Below are 22,029 nucleotides of genomic sequence, written 5' to 3'. Positions count from 1 at the left end.
CAGCGCTATTCAGAATCGCCGTCATAAAGCAGCGGATAGACCAGCATGCCGACCGCTTCGTTGAGCAGCATGCCGGTCTGCCAGACGGCCTTCGCCTCGGGCAGCCAGCCACCAAAGGGTCGCCCGTTGGGGACACCCACGAATCCTACCGGAGCGGCGATCACCTCCAGCCCCGCCTCCTCGAAACACCAGCGGGACCGTGGCATGTGCGATGCCGAAGTTACCAGCACGATACGTTCGATGCCCGCCGCCTTGAGCATTTCCGCACTGTAGCGCGCGTTCTCCCAGGTGGTCCGACTGCGCTCTTCGAGCCATTGCGTCTGTGTGTCGAAATCACGCTCCAGCGCCTCTGCAGCCAGTAGCGCTTCACTCGGCGGCTCGCCATAGTGCAGCCCACCACTCGCCAGGATCGGCAGACCCGATGCCTTTGCCAATCGCGAGGCGTAACGCAGCCGCTCGAGCGCAATATGGCTGGGCTGATCGGAACCCCAGCCAGGATCGGCCTGTTCACGACCTGCGCCCAACACGACAATCGCCTGGGCACGCCGGCCGAGGCCGCTCCACTCCGAGCGATCTAGCGCCACTTCGCTTTCAATTGCCCGCGCCGCCCACTCGACCGTCACCGGTAAGCTCATCAGCCACAGCCCGCCGAATCCCAGCACGAAACAGAACGCTGCCAGCCGTGGCGAGCGCCGCCGCAGCCACCAGGCTGCGAGCAACAGCAACAACAGCCCGCCGGGCGGTAGCAGCAATTGTTTGAAGAAATAGCGTATCGGCATGTGCAGCTCCGGTTGATCGGTCGCCGCAACTTTACCTCCCGGGGCGCCCGTTTGTCGGCAGCACGGACGCCTTCAATGCTTTGGGTAGGTATGCAACCGTTGCCTGGCACGCAGCAACTGCGAGCCACACGCCGAACAGGCCACCGGACCGGCCCCCTCTGGCCAATGCACGCTGGCGCCGCAGAGCGCGCACGTCATCGCCTGCTGAAGCGCGGGTGGACTCTGCTTGCAGCGCTTGCCGGAGTGATGCCGCAGCACATTACGCAACGCGGGCCGGGACGCCTGGCGGTCCAGCTGCGCCTGTTCCTCGGCAGCCGCGTGCCAACCGGACAGCCATTGCGCATCCTGTTGCAGATAGGCTCGGATCAGGTCGAACTCGGCAGGCGTCAACCCACCAACCTCCAATTCGGTAGTAGTCCCAGTGTCATCACCCGTCGTTCGTTCGGCTTCTTCCAGAGCCAGTGTCAGCCGTTGCAGCACGCGTCCGTACAGGTTTCCCTCATTCGCCTGGCGCTCTCTACCCATGATTCACCTCATGCTCATCCCGCCCCCTGTACAAGCGTAGTTCAGACTCGAACATCCATCTCGCACTCGACAAACGGGGCCGAACAATGCTGGCAAATCGGGTTTCCCTCGGTTGCAAAGGGTCATGTATGCTACGGCGCTTCCATGCGTTCGTATCAACCCGTTGCGCCGCCGTTTGCGTCAGGCTTAGAGCCGGCGGTGCGGCAGCCCGAGTTGCGATGCGAGCAGCCAGCCTCTTTTCCAACGCCAGTAGCCATGCACGAACAGTATCAGCCCCGCGAGATCGAAGCCGCCGCGCAGTCCCACTGGGACGCGCAGAAATCCTTTGAAGTGAGCGAACAGCCAGGCAAGGACACCTTCTATTGCCTGTCGATGTTCCCCTACCCCAGCGGCAAGCTGCACATGGGGCACGTGCGCAACTACACCATCGGCGACGTGATTGCACGCTACCAGCGTATGCAGGGCAAGAACGTGCTGCAGCCCATGGGCTGGGACGCGTTCGGTATGCCAGCAGAAAACGCGGCCATGAAAAACAAGGTCGCGCCGGCCAAGTGGACCTACGAAAACATCGACTACATGCGCACCCAGCTGAAGAGCCTGGGCCTGGCAGTCGACTGGACGCGGGAAGTCACCACCTGCAAACCCGATTACTACCGTTGGGAGCAATGGCTGTTTACCCGCCTGTATGAAAAAGGCGTGATCTACCGCAAGAACGGCACCGTCAACTGGGACCCGGTCGACCAGACCGTGCTGGCCAACGAGCAGGTCATCGATGGCCGCGGCTGGCGTTCCGGCGCGCTGATCGAGAAGCGCGAAATCCCCATGTACTACTTCAAGATCACCGCCTACGCGGATGAGCTTCTGGAAAGCCTGGACGAGCTGGACGGCTGGCCGGAACAGGTCAAGACCATGCAGCGCAACTGGATCGGCAAGTCGCGCGGCATGGAGATCAGCTTCCCTTACGACGTTGCCAGCATTGGCAGCGAAGGCGTGATGAAGGTCTTCACCACCCGCCCCGATACGCTGATGGGCGCGACCTATGTCGCCGTGGCGGCCGAACATCCGCTGGCCACACTCGCCGCCCAGAACAACGCCCAACTGCAGGCATTCATTGACGAGTGCAAGCGTGGCGGCGTGGCCGAAGCCGATATCGCCACTCAGGAAAAGAAAGGCCTCGCCACTTCCCTGCGTGTGCAGCACCCACTGACAGGCGAACTGCTGCCGGTCTGGGTCGCCAACTATGTATTGATGAATTACGGCGAAGGTGCCGTGATGGCCGTGCCGGCCCACGACGAGCGCGACTTCGCCTTCGCCACCAAGTACGACCTGCCGATCAAGCCGGTGGTGCGCACCAGTGCCGGCGACGAAACACCCGCGCCCTGGAACGATGCCTATGGCGAACACGGGGAACTGATCAACTCCGGCGATTTCGACGGGCTGGACTTCGACGGCGCCTTTGATGCCATGGAAGCATCGCTGCAGCGCAAAGGCCTGGGCCAAGCCCGCACCCAGTTCCGTCTGCGCGATTGGGGCATCAGCCGCCAGCGTTACTGGGGTTGCCCGATCCCGATCATCCATTGCGAAACCTGCGGTGATGTCCCGGTGCCGGAAGACCAGTTGCCGGTCGTACTGCCCGAAGACGTCGTCCCTGACGGCGCCGGTTCGCCGCTGGCCCGTATGCCGGAATTCTATGACTGCAGCTGCCCCAAATGCGGCGCCGCAGCCAAGCGTGAAACCGACACCATGGACACCTTTGTCGAGTCGTCCTGGTACTTCGCCCGCTACGCCTCACCTCACTATGATCAGGGCATGGTCGACCCAGCCGCAGCTAACCACTGGCTGCCGGTGGATCAGTACATCGGCGGCATCGAGCACGCGATTCTGCACCTGCTCTACGCGCGCTTCTTCCACAAGCTGATGCGCGACGAAGGTCTGGTCAGCTCCAACGAGCCGTTCAAGAATCTGCTGACCCAGGGCATGGTGATTGCCGACACCTACTACCGCACCCTGGAAAACGGTGGCAAGGACTGGTTCAACCCGGCCGACGTCATTGTCGAGCGTGATGCCAAGGCGAAGGTCATTGGTGCGAAGCTCGCCAGCGATGGCCTGCCGGTGGAGATCGGCGGCACCGAGAAGATGTCCAAATCGAAGAACAACGGTGTCGACCCGCAAGCCATGATCGACAGCTATGGCGCCGATACCTGCCGCCTGTTCATGATGTTTGCCTCACCACCAGACATGAGCCTGGAATGGTCCGATTCCGGCGTCGAGGGTGCGAGCCGCTTCCTTCGCCGCGTCTGGCGACTGGCACATGCCCATGTCAGCGCGGGTGCCGTTGCGAAACTGGATATTTCCGCCCTCAGCGATGAGCAGAAGGCTGTACGCCGCGCGATCCACCTTGCGATCAAGCAGGCCAGCCAGGATGTTGGGCAGCATCACAAATTCAACACCGCGATCGCCCAGGTGATGACGTTGATGAACGTGCTGGAGAAAGCGACTGCTGCAACCGAGCAGGACCGCGCGCTGCTGCAGGAAGGCCTGGAAACCGTCGCACTGCTGCTGGCCCCTATCACACCCCACATCTGCCACGAGCTCTGGCAACAGCTGGGCAACAGCGGCTCGATCATTGATGCACAGTGGCCGGCCGTCGACGAGTCTGCTCTGGTTCAGGACAGCCTGACGCTGGTGGTGCAAGTCAACGGCAAGCTACGCGGACAAATCGAAGTGCCCGCCAGCGCCACACGTGAAGAAGTCGAAGCCACTGCCCGCGCGAACGAGAACGTAGTGCGTTTCACCGAGGGCCTGACGATTCGCAAGGTCATCGTGGTACCGGGCAAGCTGGTCAACATCGTCGCTAACTGATTCGCCTTGGCGCGTGCGCCAAGGCTGGCAAGGGGATACAACATGATCAAACGCAATTTGGTGGTGGTCGGCCTGGCCCTGCTGTTGAGCGCCTGCGGCTTTCAGCTTCGCGGGACGGGCGATGCCAGTTTCGCGCTCGATGAAATTAATCTGCAAGCGCGCAACAGCTATGGCGAAACCGTGCAGCAACTTGAAGAACTGCTCAAGGACAGCGGCGTCAGGGTTTATCCCGGCGCTCGCTATACCCTGGACCTGGTACGCGAGCAGACCCGACAGCGCACCGCCAGTTACACCACTGCTGCGCGCACTGCCGAATACGAACTGACCCAGGCCCTCGACTATGAGATCCGCGGCCCGCAGAACTCGGTGCTGCTGGAAGACCAAGTCGAAGTATCTAAGGTCTATGTTCATGACAGCAGCAACCTGATCAGTTCGGATCAGGAAGCCAGCCAGCTGCGCCGGGAAATGCGCCGCGAGCTTCTGCAGCAACTGAGCATGCGCCTACGCAACATCACGCCTGCGCAGCTCGACCAACTTCAGCAGACAGCGGAAGCGAAGAAGCGTGCTGAAGCCGAGGCGATCGAGGCCCAGATGCGCGAACAGTCTGCGCGACCATTGCAGTCGCCCATCGAACTGCCCCTCCAATGACGACCGGGGAGCCCGCCAGCGCAGGCTCCCGGCCCTTCCGATGAAGCTACCTCCCGCCCAGCTCACCAAGCACTTACAAGGCTCTCTTGCGCCGATTTATGTGGTCAGTGGCGACGAGCACTTGCTCTGCCAGGAAGCCTGCGACGCGATACGTGCGGCTTGCCGTCAACAGGACTTCAGCGAGCGCCAGGTTCTAAACGTCGAGACCGGTTTCGACTGGGGCCTACTCATCGAAGCCGGTGCCAGCCTTTCCCTGTTTGCGGAAAAACGCCTCCTGGAGCTGCGCATTCCCAACGGCAAGCCCGGCGACAAAGGCGCCGCGGCGCTAATCGACTACCTTGCGCGTCCCGCAGAAGACACCGTACTGCTGATCAGCCTGCCCAAGCTAGACGGCAATACTCAGAAGACCAAATGGGCCAAGGCGCTGATCGACGGCAAACACGTGCAGTTCGTGCAGATCTGGCCGGTGGACGCGCAACAGCTGCCGCAGTGGATTCGCCAGCGCCTCGCGCAAGCCGGTCTTGCTGCAGACCAGGAAGCCGTGGAGTTGATCGCGGCTCGTGTCGAAGGCAACCTACTCGCCGCCGCGCAGGAAATCGAAAAACTCAGACTGCTCGCTGAAGCGGGCCAGGTAAGCACCGAAACCGTCCAGGCTGCGGTTGCCGATAGCGCCCGCTACGACGTCTTCGGGCTAATTGATGCCGCGCTGCTGGGGCAGCCCGAACACATCCTGCAGATGCTTGCGGGCCTGCGTGGCGAGGGGGTCGAAGCGCCGGTCATTCTCTGGGCCGTCGCGCGAGAAGTCCGCCAGCTGGCCAACATCGCCCAGCAGTACAGTCAAGGCGTACCGCTTGACCGGGCATTCAGCCAGGCCCGCCCGCCGGTATGGGACAAGCGCAAGCCGCTGGTCAGCAAAGCCTTGCAGCGCCACGATGCAGCGGGTTGGCAGCGGCTCCTGATGGATGCGCAGCGCATCGATGAGCAAATCAAAGGGCAGGCCGAAGGTGACCCATGGGTCGGCTTGACCGATCTCTGCCTTCAGCTGAGCGGACGGCAGATCAGGCTGTAGCACGAAGCGAAACAGTGTGGGTGTCCTCCCTCAGGTGCGGTCAGGCTCTCTGATTTGCGCTAAGCGCCAGATGCCTACCGTTCAGGTCTGGACATTTTTTATACAGCCCCTATGATTCCCCCGGCTGATCCATAGCAACCGAGAGGGTAATCGATGAGCAAGCAACGAAAGCGGCCAAACAAGGCCAAGAGCCTGGTGGCCCAACCCCTGTTCCGCAGCCGCCAGGAACAGCCTAAAAAAGGCAAAGGCAGCTACCGCCGTGAAGCCTCCCAGTCCACCAACTGGGAGGCTTCGGTCCTTCTGGCGGCTTGAAAAGCCAAGTCACTCAAAGCGTGATAATGTCACGTGCCGATGACCTGCCGAGAGTGGTGCATGCTTTACACCTTCGTTCCCGTCCTGCTGCTGCGTACCCTGATTGCCGGATCAGCCCTGAGCATCATGGTCGCCTGCGCCGCCGAACCGGTCGCACCGAGCGCGCTGACCTCCGCTAGCCCAACACCCCCTAGCACCGTCGAACTCACTGCCTTGTCATCCGAAGCCGAGCCTGAACAGCTGAGCTTCGCAGAATGGCGCAACAGGTTTCGTAGCCAAGCCCTTAACGCGGGTATTTCGGCGCAGGTATTCGACCGTGCCTTTGCAGGCGTCACGCCTGATCCAAGCATCATCATCGCTGATCGAAGCCAGCCGGAATTCACCCGCCCGGTCTGGCAGTACCTGGACGGTGCCCTGTCGAAACAGCGTGTCGATCGCGGCAGACGTCTGCTCGAGCAGCACCAAGCGACGCTGAACGATATAGAAGCGCGTTACGCTGTCGATCGAAATACGCTGGTCGCGATCTGGGGTCTTGAAAGCAGCTACGGACAGATCATGGGCGACAAGGGCGTGATCCGTTCGCTCGCCACACTGGCACATGAGGGTCGACGCCCTGGATTTGCCAAAAGCCAGCTGTTGGCGGCCTTGGAAATCCTCCAGCATGGCGATGTAAGCGCCGACCAGCTGCGGGGATCCTGGGCCGGCGCCATGGGACAGACCCAGTTCATCCCGACCACCTATAACACCCACGCGGTGGATTTCGACGGCGATGGCCGCCGGGATATCTGGAGCAGTACCGCCGACGCCCTGGCATCAGCCGCACATTATCTGCAAGCCTCTGGCTGGAAAGCCGGGCAACCGTGGGGTTTCGAAGTCACCTTGCCGGATGGATTCGACTACGCCCAGGCCGACAATGCAATCCGCAAGCCAGTGTCCGAATGGCGTCAACTGGGACTGACCGGACTGCCGACGGATACCGCCATGGATGCTGCAAGCGCGACGCTGTTGCTTCCCGCCGGGTACCGCGGCCCAGCATTTCTGGTCCTGGATAATTTCCGCGCGATACTGCGATACAACAATTCATCGTCCTATGCGCTGGCGATCGGCCTGCTGTCGGAGCGCTTCGATGGCGCCGGCAGGGTCCGTGCAGACTGGCCACAAGGGGAGCAGCCATTGAGCCGCTCAGAGCGTCTTGAACTGCAGGAACGCCTTTCAAACCGAGGCTTCGATCCAGGCACTGCAGACGGCATCATCGGCGCCAACACCCGCAGCGCTATCCGTGGCTTCCAGCAACAGCTCGGCTGGCCCGCCGACGGGCATCCGACGCAGGAACTGCTGGGACGTCTGCGCGCAGAACCTTAGCAAGCATGGCCGAACTCATCGGCCATGCACTGCCCCAAGTCGCCCGGCTCCGCAACCGGGTGACTCGCACTTGTTGGCAAACAAAGGGGCGGTAGCGCAGGTAAAAGCGAATAGAACACTCGTGCACGACCAGATCGCCTGTGCGGCTCCCCGCTGCGGCGATGTCGATCCATGCATGTCTCGTCACGCAGACTGACCGGTCAGCGCCTGTGATAAACTGCGCGGCGGCCACAAGCCGTCTCGTCCCACGGAGCCTCTAGCGGAGCCCAGATTGCCGATGTCCGATATCTCCCAGCCCAAAACCGTTGCCAGCGGCGATAAATTCCGCACCACTCAGGGCATCACCGCGATCAAGGACGGGCAGAAACGCCGCGCCTTAAGCGAACCCCAGGTATTCGAACCCAAGCCCAAGTGGCTGCGGGTCAAGGCGCCCAGCGGCAGCCGCTTCGAAGCGGTCAAGCGCAACGTGGGCGAGCACCGCTTGAGCACCGTATGCCAGGAATCGCACTGCCCGAACATGGGCGAATGCTGGTCCAACGGCACCGCCACCATCATGCTCATGGGCTCGGTATGCACCCGCGCGTGCCGCTTCTGCGCGGTGGATACCGGCAACCCCAACGGCTGGCTGGATCAGGAGGAGCCACAGAACACCGCCAAGTCGGTGGAGCTCATGGCGCTGCGCTATATCGTGCTGACCTCGGTGGACCGTGACGATCTTAACGACGGCGGTGCCGCGCACTACGCCGCCTGTGTGCGCGCCATCAAGGAGCGCACCCCGCAGGTGGTCGTGGAGGCCCTGACTCCGGACTTCGACGGCGACCTGCAAGCCATCGAACGCGTGGCGGACTCTGGCCTGGAAGTCTTCGCGCAGAACGTCGAGACGGTCAAGCGCCTGACCCATGAAGTGCGCGACCCTCGCGCCGGCTACGAGAAAACCCTGCGCGTGCTGGAGCATGCCAAGCGCCATCGCCCGGAGATGCTGACCAAAACCAGCCTGATGCTGGGCTTGGGCGAAAGCGACGAGGAAGTGCTGCAGACTATGGATGACCTGCGCGCCATCGGCGTCGACATCCTCACTCTCGGCCAGTATCTGCAGCCGACCCGCAACCACCTGCCGGTCAAGCGCTGGGTCAGCCCCGAAGAATTCAATCGTTTCCGCGATATCGGTCTGGAAAAGGGCTTTATGGAAGTCGCCGCCGGCCCGCTGGTGCGCTCCAGCTACCGAGCCGACCGGGTGTTCGAGAAAAACAACCTGGGCTTGGCCGCTCCGGTGCCAGTACCGGGCCAGCCGTTCGACAGCAGCCTCATACCGACCCTCAATCTGAACTGATCGTGCCGAACATCGCCTACCCCTCTATCTTGACTGGGTAGGCGTTTTATATCCGTCATGCCCCGCTGACCTATTGGATAAGCCTGTCTTAGCTAGCTTATTACTGCGTTTGTGAGGGTCTGCTGCTGCGCGTAGCCGAGGTGCTTGACCAGCTCGTCACGCAGGCGGGCACCAACCTCGGCAAAGGCTATCGGCCCTTCTACCAGATCGGCTAACTGGGTCATGGCCATGCCGGCGTAGCCGCAAGGATTGATCCGCCCGAAGGGTTCCAGGTCCATGTCCACATTGAGCGCCAGGCCATGGAAAGAGCGTCCGTTACGAATGCGCAGGCCGAGGGACGCGATCTTCGCACCCTGGACGTACACGCCAGGCGCGTCCGGTTTGGCCAAGGCCTGCACATCGTAGCTGGCAAGCAAATCGATCAGGCTCTGTTCGATGCGGCTGACGAGTTCGCGCACACCAAAACCTAACCGACGGACGTCCAGCATCAGGTAGCACACCAGTTGCCCGGGGCCGTGATAGGTCACCTGTCCACCCCGATCAGCCTGTATCACAGGGATATCGCCGGGCAACAGCAGGTGCTCGGCCTTGCCGGCCTGCCCCTGGGTGAACACCCGCGGATGCTGCAGCAGCCAGATCTCGTCAACAGTGTCCGGCTGCCGTTCGTTGGTAAAGCGCTGCATGGCTTGCCAGGCGACGGGATAGTCCACCAGACCGAGCTCACGCACCCCCAGCAGCGAGATACTCATGACTAAGCACCTGCGCCTGGAGGACTTACAACCATACGTGCATTGGTGGGATGCCGGCCCATTACAACACCATGTGCACGCGCCCGGTGGCGCGCAGATCGACATGGATCGCTTGCAACTGCTCGACGCTCGTCGCCGTGATCAGTACCTGCACGGATAGAAAACGTCCGTTACGACTGTCGCGGCTTACCAACGTAGTTTCATCAAAATTCGGCGCATGCCGACGGATCACTTCTACCACCGTCTCGCTGAAGCCTTCGCCCGCATCGCCGATCACCTTGATCGGATAGCGCTCGCAGGGGAACTCGATTTTGGGTGCTTGTGTTTCGCTTTTGCTTTCGGTCATGGCAACAGACTCATGATCCGCAAGCGCGCCCGGCGAATAGCGAGGGCACGCTCCAGAGGTTCAGTTAAAGAGGTTGAAGAAGAATAGCTGAATGCTATCCCACAGACGGCTGAATAACCCACCTTCCTCTACCGCCTGCAAAGCAATCAGGTCTGTGCTTTGCAGCACCTCGCCATCGAGACTTACCTCGACTTTGCCGATCACATCACCCTGCTGGATTGGCGCGGTGAGTTCGGGATTAAAGGTAAGGCCGGCCTGGAGTTTGTCCATCTGCCCACGCGGCAGCGTCATGGTCAGGTCGTTCGCCAGCCCAGCACTGACCTGGTCCTGCTGGCCCTTCCAGACACGGGACGTCGCCAGCTCAACACCCTTCTGATAGAAGGTCCGAGTCTCGAAGAAGCGGAAGCCATAGGTCAGCAGTTTCTGCGTCTCGGCGGCACGTGCCTGCTCACTGTTGGTGCCGAAGACAGCGGTGATCAGACGCATGTCATCCCGAACTGCGGAGGCGACCAGGCAGTAGCCAGCCTCTTCGGTATGGCCGGTCTTCAAACCGTCGACGGTCTTGTCGCGCCACAGTAGAAGGTTGCGGTTGGGCTGTTTGATGTTGTTCCAGAAGAATTCCTTCTGGGCATAAATGCCGTAGTGTGCGGGATCCTCATGAATGATCGCGCGGGCCAGCTTGGCCATATCGGCGGCGGAAGAATAGTGTTCTGGATGAGGCAGCCCTGTGGCATTCATGAAGTGCGTATTGGTCATGCCCAGTCGCTGAGCCGTGCTGTTCATGAGGTCGGCAAAGGCCTCTTCGCTGCCGGCAATATGTTCTGCCATGGCCACGCTGGCGTCATTGCCAGACTGAATAATGATGCCGTGCAGCAGATCGTCTACCGAAACCTGCGTATTGACCTGGATGAACATCCGCGAGCCACCGGTGCGCCAGGCTTTTTCGCTAATAGTCACCATGTCGCTTTCGGAAATCTGCCCCTTCTTGATTTCCAGTGTGGCGATATAAGCCGTCATCAGTTTTGTCAGACTGGCCGGCGGCAGGCGTTCATCACCAGCATTCTCGACCAGCACCTTGCCGCTGGCGGCATCCATCAAAACGTAGGACTTGGCCGCCAGCTGTGGCGGTGAAGGAATGATCGGCTCGGCCCAGGCGGTGGGCGCTACGGCCAGCACGGTGAGAAGGAACAGCCGGTGCACGAAGGTGGTGATAGTCATTGCGCTCTCAAAAAGGTGGGTGTGGCAAAAACGGTTACAGGTCAGCGTCGCTTATCCATCAGCGATGAAGAGCCTTCAATCGCCGCGTACTCGGCGCGGGTTTCCCAAATTGGCGAGACGGACGCTCTGTTCGAGCTGTGTGGCTTCATCGGGGGAATCGATTGGCCCTAGGCGCACCCGGTGCAGAATCTGCTCTTGGTGCACAACCGAACTTACGAATACCGGCGCTTCGGTCAGACTGCTGAGCTTGTCGCGCAGCAACTGAGCGGCATCAGGGTTGGCAAACGCACCGACCTGGAGATAGACACCGGTCCCGCTTGCTGCACGCTTGTCGCCGGTCACGACCTCCATCGGCACGGTGGCGCCAGCATGCTGTGTGGGTGGCGGCGTGTATTGTTCGACAGGTTGCGCCAGCGCAGCAGCCGAGGGTTTGGCGACCTTTTGCGGCTGGGCCAGGACCATCGGCGCCGGCCTGCCTCGCTCGGCCCACCATCGCTCGGGGTCGATACCTTCGACCTTGACCCGTGCGGTCCCGTTTTCTGCATAACCCAGTTTCTTCGCCGCCGCGAACGACAGGTCGATGATCCGATCCGAGTAGAACGGACCGCGGTCATTGACCCGCAGCACCACTGTCTTGCCGTTGTCGAGGTTGGTTACCCGAACATAGCTGGGCAGCGGCAGCGTTTTGTGCGCCGCGCTCATGCCGTACAGATCGTATTTTTCGCCGTTGGCGGTCGGCTGACCATGAAACTTGGTGCCGTACCAGGATGCCGTTCCGGTCGCCCGATAGTTGCGCCCGTCACCGATGGGGTAATAGGTTTTGCCCAGCACGGTATAGGGATTGGCCTTGAACGGGCCGTTGTGCGGCGTGGGTGTTGCGTCAGGGATACGGGACACGTCGACATCCCACCAAGGCGCGCCGTCCTTGTGCGGCCGCGAGTAGTCACCTGGACCACTGATACCTGCACTTTTGGAGGGGGCCGGCGACGGTGTCGGCGCCGACGAGCATCCGACAACCAGCACAGCGACAGTCGCTACCGCCAGCAAACGAGAGGTCATTGCGCACCTCGCGCCTGGACCAACTGCTCGGAAAGCTGATGGACTGCCATCGCGTACATCACGCTGCGGTTATAACGGGTAATGACATAGAAGTTGGGCAAGCCGACCCAGTACTCGTCGCCGTCAGCCCCGTCCAGACGAAAGGCGGTTACCGCAATGTCGTTGGCCATCTCCGTTTCGGTCGGCCATTGCCAACCCAACTCGCGCAATTCAGCGGCCTTCAGGACCGGCTCAAGCCCTTCGGTCAGACCTTCGCCATGCTGCTCGCCACTTACTGTGGCCCGAGCCACCACCGGTGCACCAGCGGTCCAACCGTGTTGTTTGAAATAATTGGCGGCGCTGCCGATGGCGTCGACAGGATTCTTCCAGATATCGATACGTCCGTCCGCATCGAAATCGACGGCATAGGCGCGGAAGCTACTCGGCATGAATTGCGGCAGCCCCATGGCACCGGCGTAAGAACCGGTCAGTGTCAGTGGGTCGACTTGCTCTTCACGGGCCAGCAACAGGAATTCCTTAAGCTGCTGACGGAAGAATGGCTGGCGCGGTGGATAGTCGAAGCCCAGGGTCGACAAGGCATCTATGACGCGATAGTTACCGGTGTTGCGGCCATAAAAGGTTTCGACGCCGATGATGGCAACGATGACCTGTGCCGGCACACCAAATTCCTGTTCGGCTCGCGCCAGCGCTGCCTCGTTCTCGCGCCAGAAATCCACGCCCTGCGCGACCCGTGAATCGGTCATGAAGATCGGCCGATATTCTTTCCACGCCTTGACGCGTTCTGCCGGCCGGGAGATAGCATCGAGAATCACCTGTTTGCGCTCTGCCTGCGCCAGCACTTCGATCACCTGCTCACTGGCGAACCCATAGTCCTGGGTCATTTCGCGCACAAAATCTTCGACTTTTTCGCCTTGATAATCTGCCGCAAAAACCGCCGGAGCATGTCCGAACGCTGCGAAAAGACCCGCTCCGCAGAGCGCTCGCGTCAACCAGCCACGTCGTAATCGATCCAAGAAATTCACTCTAGTCAAACCTGTGCGATCCATTTGCGATGGGTGTGGATCGACATCAAAACCCCGAACCCTGATAGCAGGGTTACCAATGAAGTGCCACCAAAACTGATGAAGGGCAACGGCACCCCTACCACCGGCAACAGACCGCTGACCATGCCGATGTTGATGAATACGTAAACGAAAAAGGTCATCGTCAGCGCACCGGCCAGCAACTTGCCAAACAGGGTCTGCGCCTGAACGGTAATGACCAGGCCGCGCATGATCAGCAGCAAATAAAGCAGCAGCAGCAAGCAGACGCCCACCAGGCCGAACTCCTCAGCGAGAACCGCAATAATAAAGTCCGTATGGCTTTCCGGCAAAAAATCCAGATGGGACTGGGTGCCCAGCAACCAACCCTTGCCAAACACACCGCCTGAACCAATCGCCGCCTTCGACTGGATGATGTTCCAGCCGGTTCCCAGCGGGTCGCTTTCTGGGTCGAGGAATGTATGCACGCGCTGTTTCTGGTAGTTGTGCAGAACGAAATACCACATAGCCACGGCGATCGGCACCAGCGCCGCAACTGCGCTCAGAATCCAACGCCAGCGCAGCCCGGCGATGAACAGCACGAAAGCACCGGAGACCAGCACCAGCAAGGAAGTGCCCAGATCCGGCTGCTTGAGGATCAGCACGAAGGGCGTGAGGATCAGGCCAAGGCTGACCATGGTGTGCTTGATGCCTGGCGGCAATGCGCGCGCAGATAAATACCAGGCGATCGTCATCGGCATGATGATTTTCATGAACTCGGACGGCTGGAAGCGAATCACGCCAGGGATATTGATCCAGCGGGTCGCGCCCATCGCGGTGTATCCGACGAATTCCACCGCGACCAGCAGCGCTACAACCGCCAAGTAGCCAGCCGGGACCCAGCGCGCCATGAATCTTGGTTCCAGCTGAGCGATGACCAGCATGGCGCCCAGGCCGAAGCCATAGGAAGTCGCCTGCTTGATCAGCAGATCGACGTTTTTGCCGCCGGCCGAATAAAGAACGAACAAGCTGCCGGCCGCTAGCGTCAGCAGAAGCAACAGCAGCACCCCATCGATATGCATGCGCTGTAACAGCGTCGCCCGACGGCGCATCACATCGGTGGTCGAAAGCGTGCGGTCAAATGTTCCGCTCATGGCTTGGGCCCCTGTGCCGCCAGCGCCGGCGCATACTCGGCCTTCAGCTCGCCCGCCTCGTTCAACAGCCAGGCGTCCATGATCTGCTTGGCCACCGGAGCCGCGACGCCGGACCCAGACTCACCGTTCTCGACCATCACAGCCACTGCTATCTGCGGGTCATGCACGGGGGCGAAGGCGACGAACAAGGCGTGGTCACGATGGCGTTCGGCGAGTTTTCCACTGTCATACTTCTCGCCCTGCTTGATGGCCACCACCTGCGCCGTACCGCTTTTGCCGGCGATGAGATACGCGGCGGTATCGCCTACTTTCTTTGCCGTGCCGCGGGCGCCGTGCAGCACCTTCACCATGCCGTTGATGGAGGCATCCCAGTAACTTGGATCGCGGAGCTGAATATCAGGCATCGGTTCCGGATCGACAGGCATTTCACCTTCAATGCTTTTCGCCAGGTGCGGTCTGATCCATTTGCCGTGGGTCGCCATCAGCGCGGTCGCCTGGGCCAGCTGCAACGGAGTGGTCTGCATGTAGCCCTGACCGATGCCGAGGATAACGGTCTCGCCCGGGTACCAGGCCTGCCTGTAACGGCCACGCTTCCAGTCTCGCGACGGCATCAGGCCAGCGGTTTCCTCGAACATATCCAACGCAACGCGCTGGCCGAGGCCAAAGCGACTCATGTAGTCATGCATACGGTCGATGCCCATCTTGTGGGCAAGGTCGTAAAAATAGGTGTCGTTCGACCGCATGATGGCCGTTTCCAGATCCACCCAGCCGTCGCCGCCGCGATTCCAGTTCCGATACTTATGCTTCACATTGGGCAGTTGAAAGAAGCCGGGGTCGAACACGCGGCTGTTCTCGGTTACCACACCGGTATCCAGCCCAGCCACCGCCATCATCGGCTTGATGGTTGAACCTGGTGGGTACAGCCCGCGCAAGACCCGGTTGAACAGCGGCTGATCGATCGAGTCACGCAACTCGCCGTAAGCCTTGAAGCTGATGCCGGTCACGAACAGGTTGGGATCGAAGCTGGGCTGGCTGACCATTGCCAGCACCTCGCCGGTCGAGGGCTGCAAGGCGACGATGGCGCCGCGACGTCCCGCCAACGCGGCTTCGGCCGCCTCCTGCAGCTCAAGATCGAGCGTCAGGGTGATGTCCTTGCCCGGAATAGGATCGGTGCGCTTGAGTACCCGCAGCACCCGGCCCCGAGCGTTGGTTTCGACTTCCTCGTAACCCACCTGACCGTGCAGGACATCTTCATAGAAGCGCTCGATGCCGGTCTTGCCGATATGGTGGGTGCCGCTGTAATTGACCGGATCAAGCTGCTTGACCTCCGCCTCGTTGATCCGACCGACGTAGCCGACCGAGTGCGCGAAATGCTTGCCCTGTGGGTAGTGTCGAACCAGTTGCGCCGCCACCTCCACGCCGGGCAGACGGAACTGATCCACCGCGATGCGGGCGATCTGCTCTTCCGACAACTCGTACATGATCGGCACCGGCTCGAATGGCCTCCGCCCCTGAAGCACGCGCTTTTCGAAGAGCGCACGCTCTTCGCTGGAGAGCTCCAGCACCTCGACCACCGTGTCGAGTGTCTTGCGCCAATCTTCAGCTCGCTCGCGAGTCACCGTAAGACTGAAGCTCGGCCGGTTGTCGGCGATGAGTTTGCCAGTCCGGTCGAAAATCAGCCCGCGATTCGGTGGAATCGGCTGGACGTGAACACGGTTGCTTTCGGATAGCGTCGAGTGATGCTCGTACTGCACGACCTGCAGGTAGTAAAGCCGCGCAATCAAGGCGCCGATCAGGAGCAGCACCAAAACCCCGCCCACAATCACCCGCTGACGCACCAGGCGGGCGTCCTTTTCGTGGTCCTGGAGAGGGATCGACTTGGACATCTTGGGTTTGGCTGTACTACTTGTGGTAAGGGTGACCCGACAGCAACGTCCAGGCGCGATAGATCTGCTCGCCGATAAGAATGCGCACCAGCGGATGTGGCAAGGTCAACGGCGACAGCGACCAGCGTTGCTCACTCCGCGCGCAAACTTCGGGCGCCAGGCCCTCCGGTCCGCCAACCATCAGGTTGACGTTGCGTGCATCGAGCCGCCAGCGCTCCAACTCGGACGCCAGCTGCTCGGTGCTCCACGGCCGCCCCGTCACTTCAAGCGTGACGATGCGCTCGCCGGGTTGCACCTTCGCCAGCATGGCCTCGCCTTCCTGACGAATCAACCGCGCCACGTCGGCATTCTTGCCACGGGTGTTAAGCGATATTTCATGAAGCTCCAAAGGCAGCTCAGATGGCAGGCGCTTGGCATATTCTTGCCAACCGTCCTCCACCCAGCGCGGCATCTTCGAACCCACCGCAATCAGCTTGATCCGCACGGATCGACTATTCCTGTTCGCCCGCGTGCTGCGCACGGCTCTGCTCGGCGCCTTGCCAGAGGCGCTCGAGATCGTAGAACTGGCGAGTTGGCACCTGCATCACATGCACCACCACATCACCCAGGTCGAGCAGAGCCCATTCGCCGCCGTCCAGGCCTTCGCTACCAAGAGGGCGTACGCCCTGCTCCTTGACTTTCTCGAGCACGTTCTCGGCGAGCGATTTCACGTGACGGCTGGACGTGCCGCTAGCGATAACCATGAAGTCGGTGACGCTGGTCTTGCCACGGACATCGATAGTCGTGATATCGGTGCCTTTCAGATCTTCCAGGGCGCTAACGGCCAGTTGGGCCAACGAATCATTTTGCATAATGTGAAACAACCTCAGTTCGACGCCCGGTACAGTCCGTGCGCGTTGATATAAGCCAGCACGGCGTCCGGTACGAGAAAGCGTACAGACCGGCCGCTGGCCAGAAATTGACGGATACGTGTTGCCGACACCCCTAGCGGGGCCTGCCAGACGAAAGCAATTTGCCCACCGCTGCCGGTAAGCGTCATCGGATCGTTCACGCTGCGTGCCGCCAGCAGGTCCCGCAGTGCTTCCGGCGACTCGCTGTCGGCATCCGGCCGCTGCATGACCAGAATATGGCAATGATCGAGCAGCTCATCCCAGCGATGCCAACTGGGAAGCCCGCAGAAGGCATCCCAACCCATGATCAGAAAGACCTGATCGTCATCATCCAGCTCGGCACGCAAAGACTCCAGCGTGTCGACGGTGTAAGACGGCTTGTCACGCTCCAACTCGCGTGCATCGACCGAAAGCGGAGCCAAGTCCTGCACCGCCAGCCGAACCATGCTCAAGCGATCCTGCGCAGTGCTGTATGGCGTTTCACGGTGCGGTGGTCGGTAGTTAGGGACCAGGCGAACCTCGTCGAGCCCGACCATCTCTGCTACTTCCAAAGCGCCGCGTAAGTGCCCGATATGCACCGGGTCAAAGGTGCCACCGAGAAGGCCGATGCGCCGAGGGGTGCCAGTTGCCCTCATCAAGTACGCACGTGGCCGTCGCCGAATACCACGTACTTCTCGCTGGTCAGTCCTTCCAGGCCGACCGGACCACGGGCGTGCAGTTTATCGGTGGAAATGCCGATCTCAGCGCCCAACCCGTACTCGAAGCCATCGGCAAAACGAGTGGAGGCGTTGATCATTACCGACGCCGAATCGACCTCAGTAATGAAGCGCCGCGCATCGGTGAAGTTTTCAGTGACGATCGCGTCAGTGTGCTGCGAACCGTAGCGGTTGATGTGCTGGATCGCTTCATCCAGGGAATCGACAATGCGGATCGACAGGATCGGCGCATTGTATTCGGTGGACCAATCCTCTTCGCTCGCAACCAACACATCGCTACCAAGCAATTCACAGGTCCGAGGGCAGCCACGCAGTTCGACGCCCTTCTCCCGGTAGATGGCTGCCAGCGGCGGCAACACACGAGCGGCGATGGATGCATGAACCAACAGCGTTTCCATGGTATTGCACGGCGCATAGCGCTGGGTCTTGGCGTTGTCGGCGATGCGGACAGCCTTGTCGAGGTCGGCCGCCTGATCGATGAACACGTGGCAGATTCCGTCCAGATGCTTGATCACCGGCACCTTGGCGTCGCGACTGATGCGCTCGATCAGCCCCTTACCACCGCGCGGCACGATCACATCCACGTATTCCGGCATGGTAATCAATGCCCCAACGGCGGCGCGGTCGGTGGTCTCGACAACTTGCACCGCAGCAGCTGGCAGTTGGGCCTCGGCTAGGCCCAGTTGAATGCAGCGAGCAATGGCCTGGTTCGAGTGGATCGCTTCCGAGCCGCCACGCAAAATAGTGGCGTTGCCCGACTTGAGACACAGGCTGGCGGCATCGATGGTCACGTTGGGCCGTGACTCGTAGATGATCCCAACCACGCCCAGCGGCACGCGCATCTTGCCAACCTGAATGCCAGAAGGCAGATAGCGCATGTCGCGGATCTCACCGATGGGGTCAGGCAGGTTCGCGACCTGGCGCAGCCCCTCGATCATGTCGTCGATGCGCGCAGGCGTAAGCGCCAGACGATCGAGCATGGCCTCGTCCAGACCATTGGCACGCCCGGCCTCGAGGTCCTCACGATTGGCACGGACCAGCTCCTCACGCGCGGCGTCAAGCGCGGCGGCGGCGGCTTGCAAGGCCCGGTTCTTCTGCGCTGTGGTGGCGCGCGCTAGCACGCGCGACGCCTCGCGCGCGGCGCGACCGAGGCGGGTCATGTAGTCGAGTACGGACTCGGTCATGGTCTGGCTGGCCTGACTGAAGGGAAAGCGGCTGATTATAGCCACCCACGCGCCTCACGCACAGCGGCGCCGGGCGAATGGCAGAAAAGCATCCAACTGCAGGTCACCCCACCGAATGTGCAGCTGCCCACTCAAGCGCGTCGAAATCCGCCGTTTGATCAGTGACCGCTCCAGGCAATTCCCAGCGCTATCATGACCAGACGCTTGAAACCCGGGCGCCAGGTGCCGGGTCGAAGCGTTTCGGACCAAGGAAAACAACCATGCCGGAATGGCTTACCGCACTCTCCAATTGGCTCACTGAGCACCCACAATGGCTTGGCCTTAGCCTGTTTGTAGTCGCCTGTCTCGAATGCCTCGCCATTGTTGGCTTGCTGATGCCCGGCACCGTGCTGGTGTTTGCCATCGCGGTCGTCGCTGGCAGTGGCGTGCTGAGCCTCGGCGAGACACTGCTCCTCGGCTATGCCGGCGGTCTACTTGGCGACCTGCTCTCATACGGGCTGGGGCGCCGCTATCATCAAAATATTCGCAGTCTTCGCGGCCTGCGCGACCACCCAGAATGGCTGACACGCGCTGAGTTGTACTTCGAGCGCTACGGCATCGCCAGTCTGCTTGTAGGACGCTTCATCGGTCCGCTGCGACCCATGTTGCCGGTGACCGCGGGCATGCTCGACATGCCGTTCGGGCGCTTTCTCCTGGTTAGCCTGGTCGCCGCGGCTGGCTGGTCGATGGCCTATCTGCTGCCGGGCTGGGCGGCGGGTGCAGCCGTGCGACTGCCCTTGCCAGAGGGTTTCTGGAGCGAGGCGGCCGTTTTAACCGCCGCGCTGCTTCTGCTCGTCGGCGGTGTGGTGCATGGCAGCCTGCATCAGATGCGCTGGGTGACCCCGCTTGCCGCCGGCCTCAGCGCAGCCGTTCTAACTGGTCTGTTCGTTGGCTGGCCCTATCTGGTGGAACTCGACGAAGGGCTGATGACGGTCATTCAAGGCGAGCGCAGCCCGATCTTCGACCGTTTCATGGTCGTGGTCACACGAGCTGGCGACTTCCAAACCCAACTGTGGGCCGCCGTGTTGCTGAGTCTGTTGTTAATCGCCACAAAACAGTGGCGCGCTGCAGCGTTCACCATTCTCACGCTGCTGGGCACCGCGCTGGCCAACGGCGCACTTAAAGCGACCTTCGGCCGCATCCGCCCGGAAATTCTGTTGGAGCCCCTACACAGCTTCAGCTTCCCCAGCGGTCACAGCTCGGCGGCATTCGCCTTTTTTCTCACCCTTGGGGTTCTCGCCGGCAGGGGCCAGCCGCCGCGCCTGCGCCTGGCCTGGGTGCTATTGGGCGTCTTGCCGGCCACCGCAATTGCTCTGTCGCGTGTCTATCTCGGCGTTCACTGGCCAACCGATGTGATCGCTGGCGCGGTGTTGGCATCCAGCATTTGCGCGGCGAGCCTGACTCTTGTGCAATGGCGCGCACCGATGACGGCACTGTCGCCGAAAATATGGTGGCTCATCCTGCCGGCCACCCTGGGACTGATTGGCGCCTTTGCGATCTGGGCATTGCCAGGCGCCATGCTCCTCTATCGCTACCAGTAGTGCCGCCACGCTATTCAGGCGCCTTACTGTTCGACCGCATCGCCCTGCAGTTGCTCCAGCCAGCATTGAATCCGCTGCAATTGCAGCGCTGGATCGTCAAGCTGCAACAGTTCGATTTTCTGCTCCGGCTGAAAGGGCAGCAGGTAGGCCAGCTGATGCGCCAGCGAGCGCTGGCCCTGCGCGGCACTGCCCATCCCCAGGGCTTCAACCAGCGGATGCTGACCGAGCGCCTCCAGCAGAATAGCCAGATCACGCTGCTCATCGTTCAACGGCAGGTCATCCCCCTCCTCGCGCCAGTTGATCTCGGCAACGGTCAGCTGATCACGCTGCACCTCGGCCGACAACACATCGAAGCGACGGCCGCCCTCGACTCGTATGCCCAACAAGCCATTGGGTCGCTGTTGCCAATCGCGAATCAACGCCTCACAGCCGGTCAGGGAATATTCGCTCGGCGCCAACCCCACCTCGCTGCCCTCGATGAGACGCACCACACCGAAGCCATGTCCGGCCTTCATGCAGCTGCTGACCATATCCAGATAGCGCGCCTCGAAGAGCTGCAGATCAAGGGTGCACCCGGGAAACAAAACGGTATCGAGCGGAAACAACGGTAGCTTCATTCAAACTCCTTACGACAGCATCAGCACGGCCAAAGGCAGCAGCACTGCAGTCATCACGCCCATCAGGCTCATGGCCAGTGCCGCAAAGGCGCCGCACTCGTCGCCTTCCTGCAATGCCTGGGCAGTCCCCACCGCATGCGCAGTCAGACCCAGCGCCATGCCTCGGGCGGCAGGATGCTGAACGCCAAACCTGCGCAACAGTTCCGGGCCGATGATCGCGCCGATGATACCCGTGATCATCACGAAGACAGCTGCAAGCGCCACCACGCCGCCGATCTGCTCGGCCACCAGCATGGCGATAGGCGAGGTAACCGACTTGGGCGCCAGGGTCATCAGGATCATCTGGTCGGCACCAAAGGCCCAGGCCAGCGTCATGCCCAGCGCCGTAGCGCCGGTGCCGGCCAGTAGCAGAGTGAGCATGATAGGCCCGAACAGTTCGCGGATCCTCCGCAGATTGAGGTACAGCGGCACGGCGAGTGCCACGGTAGTTGGCCCGAGGAGCACGGTCAGCATCTGAGCGCTGTCGCGGTACTCCTCATAGCTCAGACCGCAAAGCACAAGCGTACCGACCACCACCACCATCGACACCAGCACTGGCTGCAGGAATACCCAGCGGGTTTTTTCGTAGGCCGCGTAGGCCAGCTGGAAAGCCGCCAAGGTGATCGCCACGCCAAACAGGGGGTGATGAATGACAGCATCCCAAGCCGCCTGCCACTGCATCGCG

Annotated in this window: 22 protein-coding genes; 7 read left to right on the top strand and 15 right to left on the bottom strand. The window is 61.3% G+C overall.

Annotated features, from left to right (window positions below; genetic code table 11):
- Positions 1-5: 5 nt before the first annotated feature.
- The gene (locus RT21_RS04425) at positions 6-779 is read right to left on the bottom strand and encodes a YdcF family protein (protein ID WP_046161778.1); all 774 of its coding nucleotides are present in this window, start codon (positions 777-779) and stop codon (positions 6-8) included.
- 72 nt (positions 780-851) lie between these two features.
- Complete coding sequence (locus tag RT21_RS04420) at positions 852-1,304, bottom strand: hypothetical protein (protein WP_177327047.1); 453 nt, start codon at positions 1,302-1,304, stop codon at positions 852-854.
- 255 nt (positions 1,305-1,559) lie between these two features.
- Here RT21_RS04420 and leuS point away from each other — a divergent pair, with 255 nt between their 5' ends.
- The 6 genes from leuS (at position 1,560) to lipA (ending at position 8,887) form a co-directional block, all read left to right on the top strand.
- Positions 1,560-4,166 carry a leucine--tRNA ligase gene (gene leuS, locus RT21_RS04415; RefSeq protein ID WP_046161777.1) on the top strand — a complete coding sequence of 869 codons (2,607 nt, stop codon included), beginning with the start codon at positions 1,560-1,562 and terminating at the stop codon, positions 4,164-4,166.
- A gap of 42 nt (positions 4,167-4,208) precedes the next feature.
- On the top strand, positions 4,209-4,814 hold the full coding sequence (gene lptE / locus RT21_RS04410) for an LPS-assembly lipoprotein LptE (protein ID WP_046161776.1): 606 nt from the start codon (positions 4,209-4,211) through the stop codon (positions 4,812-4,814).
- 40 nt (positions 4,815-4,854) lie between these two features.
- Positions 4,855-5,883: a DNA polymerase III subunit delta gene (gene holA / locus RT21_RS04405; RefSeq protein ID WP_046161775.1), complete on the top strand. Its 1,029-nt coding sequence runs from the start codon at positions 4,855-4,857 to the stop codon at positions 5,881-5,883.
- Positions 5,884-6,036: 153 nt separating this feature from the next.
- Positions 6,037-6,195 (top strand): alternative ribosome rescue factor ArfA, encoded by a 159-nt coding sequence (gene arfA / locus RT21_RS04400; RefSeq protein WP_021209677.1) that lies wholly within the window; start codon positions 6,037-6,039, stop codon positions 6,193-6,195.
- 60 nt (positions 6,196-6,255) lie between these two features.
- Complete coding sequence (locus RT21_RS04395) at positions 6,256-7,557, top strand: lytic murein transglycosylase (RefSeq protein WP_046161774.1); 1,302 nt, start codon at positions 6,256-6,258, stop codon at positions 7,555-7,557.
- 277 nt (positions 7,558-7,834) lie between these two features.
- Positions 7,835-8,887 (top strand): lipoyl synthase, encoded by a 1,053-nt coding sequence (gene lipA / locus RT21_RS04390; RefSeq protein ID WP_046161773.1) that lies wholly within the window; start codon positions 7,835-7,837, stop codon positions 8,885-8,887.
- A 92-nt stretch (positions 8,888-8,979) separates the two neighbouring features.
- Here the strand turns inward: lipA and lipB are convergent, their stop codons facing one another.
- The 11 genes from lipB to RT21_RS04335 all read right to left on the bottom strand — a co-directional run bounded on the left by lipB (position 8,980) and on the right by RT21_RS04335 (position 19,108).
- On the bottom strand, positions 8,980-9,636 hold the full coding sequence (gene lipB / locus RT21_RS04385) for a lipoyl(octanoyl) transferase LipB (RefSeq protein WP_046161772.1): 657 nt from the start codon (positions 9,634-9,636) through the stop codon (positions 8,980-8,982).
- Positions 9,637-9,697: 61 nt separating this feature from the next.
- Entirely contained in the window at positions 9,698-9,982 is a 285-nt protein-coding gene (locus tag RT21_RS04380; protein ID WP_045424051.1) for a DUF493 domain-containing protein, read from the bottom strand.
- A 60-nt stretch (positions 9,983-10,042) separates the two neighbouring features.
- Positions 10,043-11,200: a D-alanyl-D-alanine carboxypeptidase family protein gene (locus RT21_RS04375; protein ID WP_045424049.1), complete on the bottom strand. Its 1,158-nt coding sequence runs from the start codon at positions 11,198-11,200 to the stop codon at positions 10,043-10,045.
- A gap of 75 nt (positions 11,201-11,275) precedes the next feature.
- Complete coding sequence (locus tag RT21_RS04370) at positions 11,276-12,259, bottom strand: septal ring lytic transglycosylase RlpA family protein (RefSeq protein ID WP_046161771.1); 984 nt, start codon at positions 12,257-12,259, stop codon at positions 11,276-11,278.
- Positions 12,256-13,140, bottom strand: a complete 885-nt coding sequence (gene mltB, locus RT21_RS04365) for a lytic murein transglycosylase B (protein ID WP_234463473.1) — start codon at positions 13,138-13,140, stop codon at positions 12,256-12,258. Before mltB ends, RT21_RS04370 begins: the two co-directional genes overlap by 4 nt.
- Before the next feature lie 146 nt (positions 13,141-13,286).
- Positions 13,287-14,390, bottom strand: a complete 1,104-nt coding sequence (rodA, locus tag RT21_RS04360; RefSeq protein ID WP_177327056.1) for a rod shape-determining protein RodA — start codon at positions 14,388-14,390, stop codon at positions 13,287-13,289.
- 38 nt (positions 14,391-14,428) lie between these two features.
- Positions 14,429-16,318, bottom strand: coding sequence for a penicillin-binding protein 2 (gene mrdA / locus RT21_RS04355; RefSeq protein WP_046161769.1), 1,890 nt, complete (start codon positions 16,316-16,318; stop codon positions 14,429-14,431).
- Between the two features lie 16 nt (positions 16,319-16,334).
- A complete protein-coding gene (gene rlmH, locus RT21_RS04350) occupies positions 16,335-16,802 on the bottom strand; it encodes a 23S rRNA (pseudouridine(1915)-N(3))-methyltransferase RlmH (RefSeq protein ID WP_045424041.1) in 468 nt (155 codons plus the stop codon).
- A 7-nt stretch (positions 16,803-16,809) separates the two neighbouring features.
- Positions 16,810-17,169, bottom strand: coding sequence for a ribosome silencing factor (gene rsfS, locus RT21_RS04345; protein ID WP_045424039.1), 360 nt, complete (start codon positions 17,167-17,169; stop codon positions 16,810-16,812).
- A 14-nt stretch (positions 17,170-17,183) separates the two neighbouring features.
- Entirely contained in the window at positions 17,184-17,843 is a 660-nt protein-coding gene (gene nadD, locus RT21_RS04340) for a nicotinate-nucleotide adenylyltransferase (protein ID WP_046161768.1), read from the bottom strand.
- Complete coding sequence (locus RT21_RS04335) at positions 17,843-19,108, bottom strand: glutamate-5-semialdehyde dehydrogenase (protein ID WP_046161842.1); 1,266 nt, start codon at positions 19,106-19,108, stop codon at positions 17,843-17,845. Before RT21_RS04335 ends, nadD begins: the two co-directional genes overlap by 1 nt.
- Positions 19,109-19,368: 260 nt before the next feature.
- Between RT21_RS04335 and RT21_RS04330 the strand changes: the two genes are divergently transcribed.
- The gene (locus tag RT21_RS04330; protein ID WP_046161767.1) at positions 19,369-20,688 is read left to right on the top strand and encodes a bifunctional DedA family/phosphatase PAP2 family protein; all 1,320 of its coding nucleotides are present in this window, start codon (positions 19,369-19,371) and stop codon (positions 20,686-20,688) included.
- Between the two features lie 23 nt (positions 20,689-20,711).
- Here RT21_RS04330 and RT21_RS04325 read toward each other — a convergent pair whose 3' ends face one another.
- Both RT21_RS04325 and RT21_RS04320 read right to left on the bottom strand, forming a co-directional pair.
- Positions 20,712-21,305 (bottom strand): LON peptidase substrate-binding domain-containing protein, encoded by a 594-nt coding sequence (locus RT21_RS04325; protein ID WP_046161766.1) that lies wholly within the window; start codon positions 21,303-21,305, stop codon positions 20,712-20,714.
- Positions 21,306-21,314: 9 nt separating this feature from the next.
- Positions 21,315-22,025, bottom strand: a complete 711-nt coding sequence (locus RT21_RS04320) for an LrgB family protein (RefSeq protein WP_177327055.1) — start codon at positions 22,023-22,025, stop codon at positions 21,315-21,317.
- Between the last annotated feature and the right edge of the window lie 4 nt (positions 22,026-22,029).

It is taken from the genome of Pseudomonas sp. 10B238 (assembly GCF_000970615.1).
In the GTDB taxonomy this organism is placed as follows: Bacteria; Pseudomonadota; Gammaproteobacteria; order Pseudomonadales; family Pseudomonadaceae; genus Stutzerimonas.
The sequence above is the reverse complement of the archived record's forward strand: the minus strand, read 5'-3'. Positions and strand labels throughout refer to the sequence as shown.

Bases quoted from the DNA above. Each gene is read 5' to 3' on its own strand.
- RT21_RS04425 (WP_046161778.1), bottom strand. From the start codon at position 779: ATGCCGATACGCTATTTCTTCAAACAATTGCTGCTACCGCCCGGCGGG.
- rodA (WP_177327056.1), bottom strand. From the start codon at position 14,390: ATGCGCCGTCGGGCGACGCTGTTACAGCGCATGCATATCGATGGGGTG.
- RT21_RS04320 (WP_177327055.1), bottom strand. From the start codon at position 22,025: ATGCAGTGGCAGGCGGCTTGGGATGCTGTCATTCATCACCCCCTGTTT.
- lptE (WP_046161776.1), top strand. From the start codon at position 4,209: ATGATCAAACGCAATTTGGTGGTGGTCGGCCTGGCCCTGCTGTTGAGC.
- holA (WP_046161775.1), top strand. From the start codon at position 4,855: ATGAAGCTACCTCCCGCCCAGCTCACCAAGCACTTACAAGGCTCTCTT.
- RT21_RS04375 (WP_045424049.1), bottom strand. From the start codon at position 11,200: ATGACTATCACCACCTTCGTGCACCGGCTGTTCCTTCTCACCGTGCTG.
- RT21_RS04395 (WP_046161774.1), top strand. From the start codon at position 6,256: ATGCTTTACACCTTCGTTCCCGTCCTGCTGCTGCGTACCCTGATTGCC.
- arfA (WP_021209677.1), top strand. From the start codon at position 6,037: ATGAGCAAGCAACGAAAGCGGCCAAACAAGGCCAAGAGCCTGGTGGCC.
- RT21_RS04380 (WP_045424051.1), bottom strand. From the start codon at position 9,982: ATGACCGAAAGCAAAAGCGAAACACAAGCACCCAAAATCGAGTTCCCC.
- mltB (WP_234463473.1), bottom strand. From the start codon at position 13,140: ATGACCCAGGACTATGGGTTCGCCAGTGAGCAGGTGATCGAAGTGCTG.
- RT21_RS04335 (WP_046161842.1), bottom strand. From the start codon at position 19,108: ATGACCGAGTCCGTACTCGACTACATGACCCGCCTCGGTCGCGCCGCG.
- leuS (WP_046161777.1), top strand. From the start codon at position 1,560: ATGCACGAACAGTATCAGCCCCGCGAGATCGAAGCCGCCGCGCAGTCC.
- lipA (WP_046161773.1), top strand. From the start codon at position 7,835: ATGTCCGATATCTCCCAGCCCAAAACCGTTGCCAGCGGCGATAAATTC.
- RT21_RS04370 (WP_046161771.1), bottom strand. From the start codon at position 12,259: ATGACCTCTCGTTTGCTGGCGGTAGCGACTGTCGCTGTGCTGGTTGTC.
- RT21_RS04325 (WP_046161766.1), bottom strand. From the start codon at position 21,305: ATGAAGCTACCGTTGTTTCCGCTCGATACCGTTTTGTTTCCCGGGTGC.
- rsfS (WP_045424039.1), bottom strand. From the start codon at position 17,169: ATGCAAAATGATTCGTTGGCCCAACTGGCCGTTAGCGCCCTGGAAGAT.
- nadD (WP_046161768.1), bottom strand. From the start codon at position 17,843: ATGAGGGCAACTGGCACCCCTCGGCGCATCGGCCTTCTCGGTGGCACC.
- RT21_RS04420 (WP_177327047.1), bottom strand. From the start codon at position 1,304: ATGGGTAGAGAGCGCCAGGCGAATGAGGGAAACCTGTACGGACGCGTG.
- lipB (WP_046161772.1), bottom strand. From the start codon at position 9,636: ATGAGTATCTCGCTGCTGGGGGTGCGTGAGCTCGGTCTGGTGGACTAT.
- mrdA (WP_046161769.1), bottom strand. From the start codon at position 16,318: ATGTCCAAGTCGATCCCTCTCCAGGACCACGAAAAGGACGCCCGCCTG.
- RT21_RS04330 (WP_046161767.1), top strand. From the start codon at position 19,369: ATGCCGGAATGGCTTACCGCACTCTCCAATTGGCTCACTGAGCACCCA.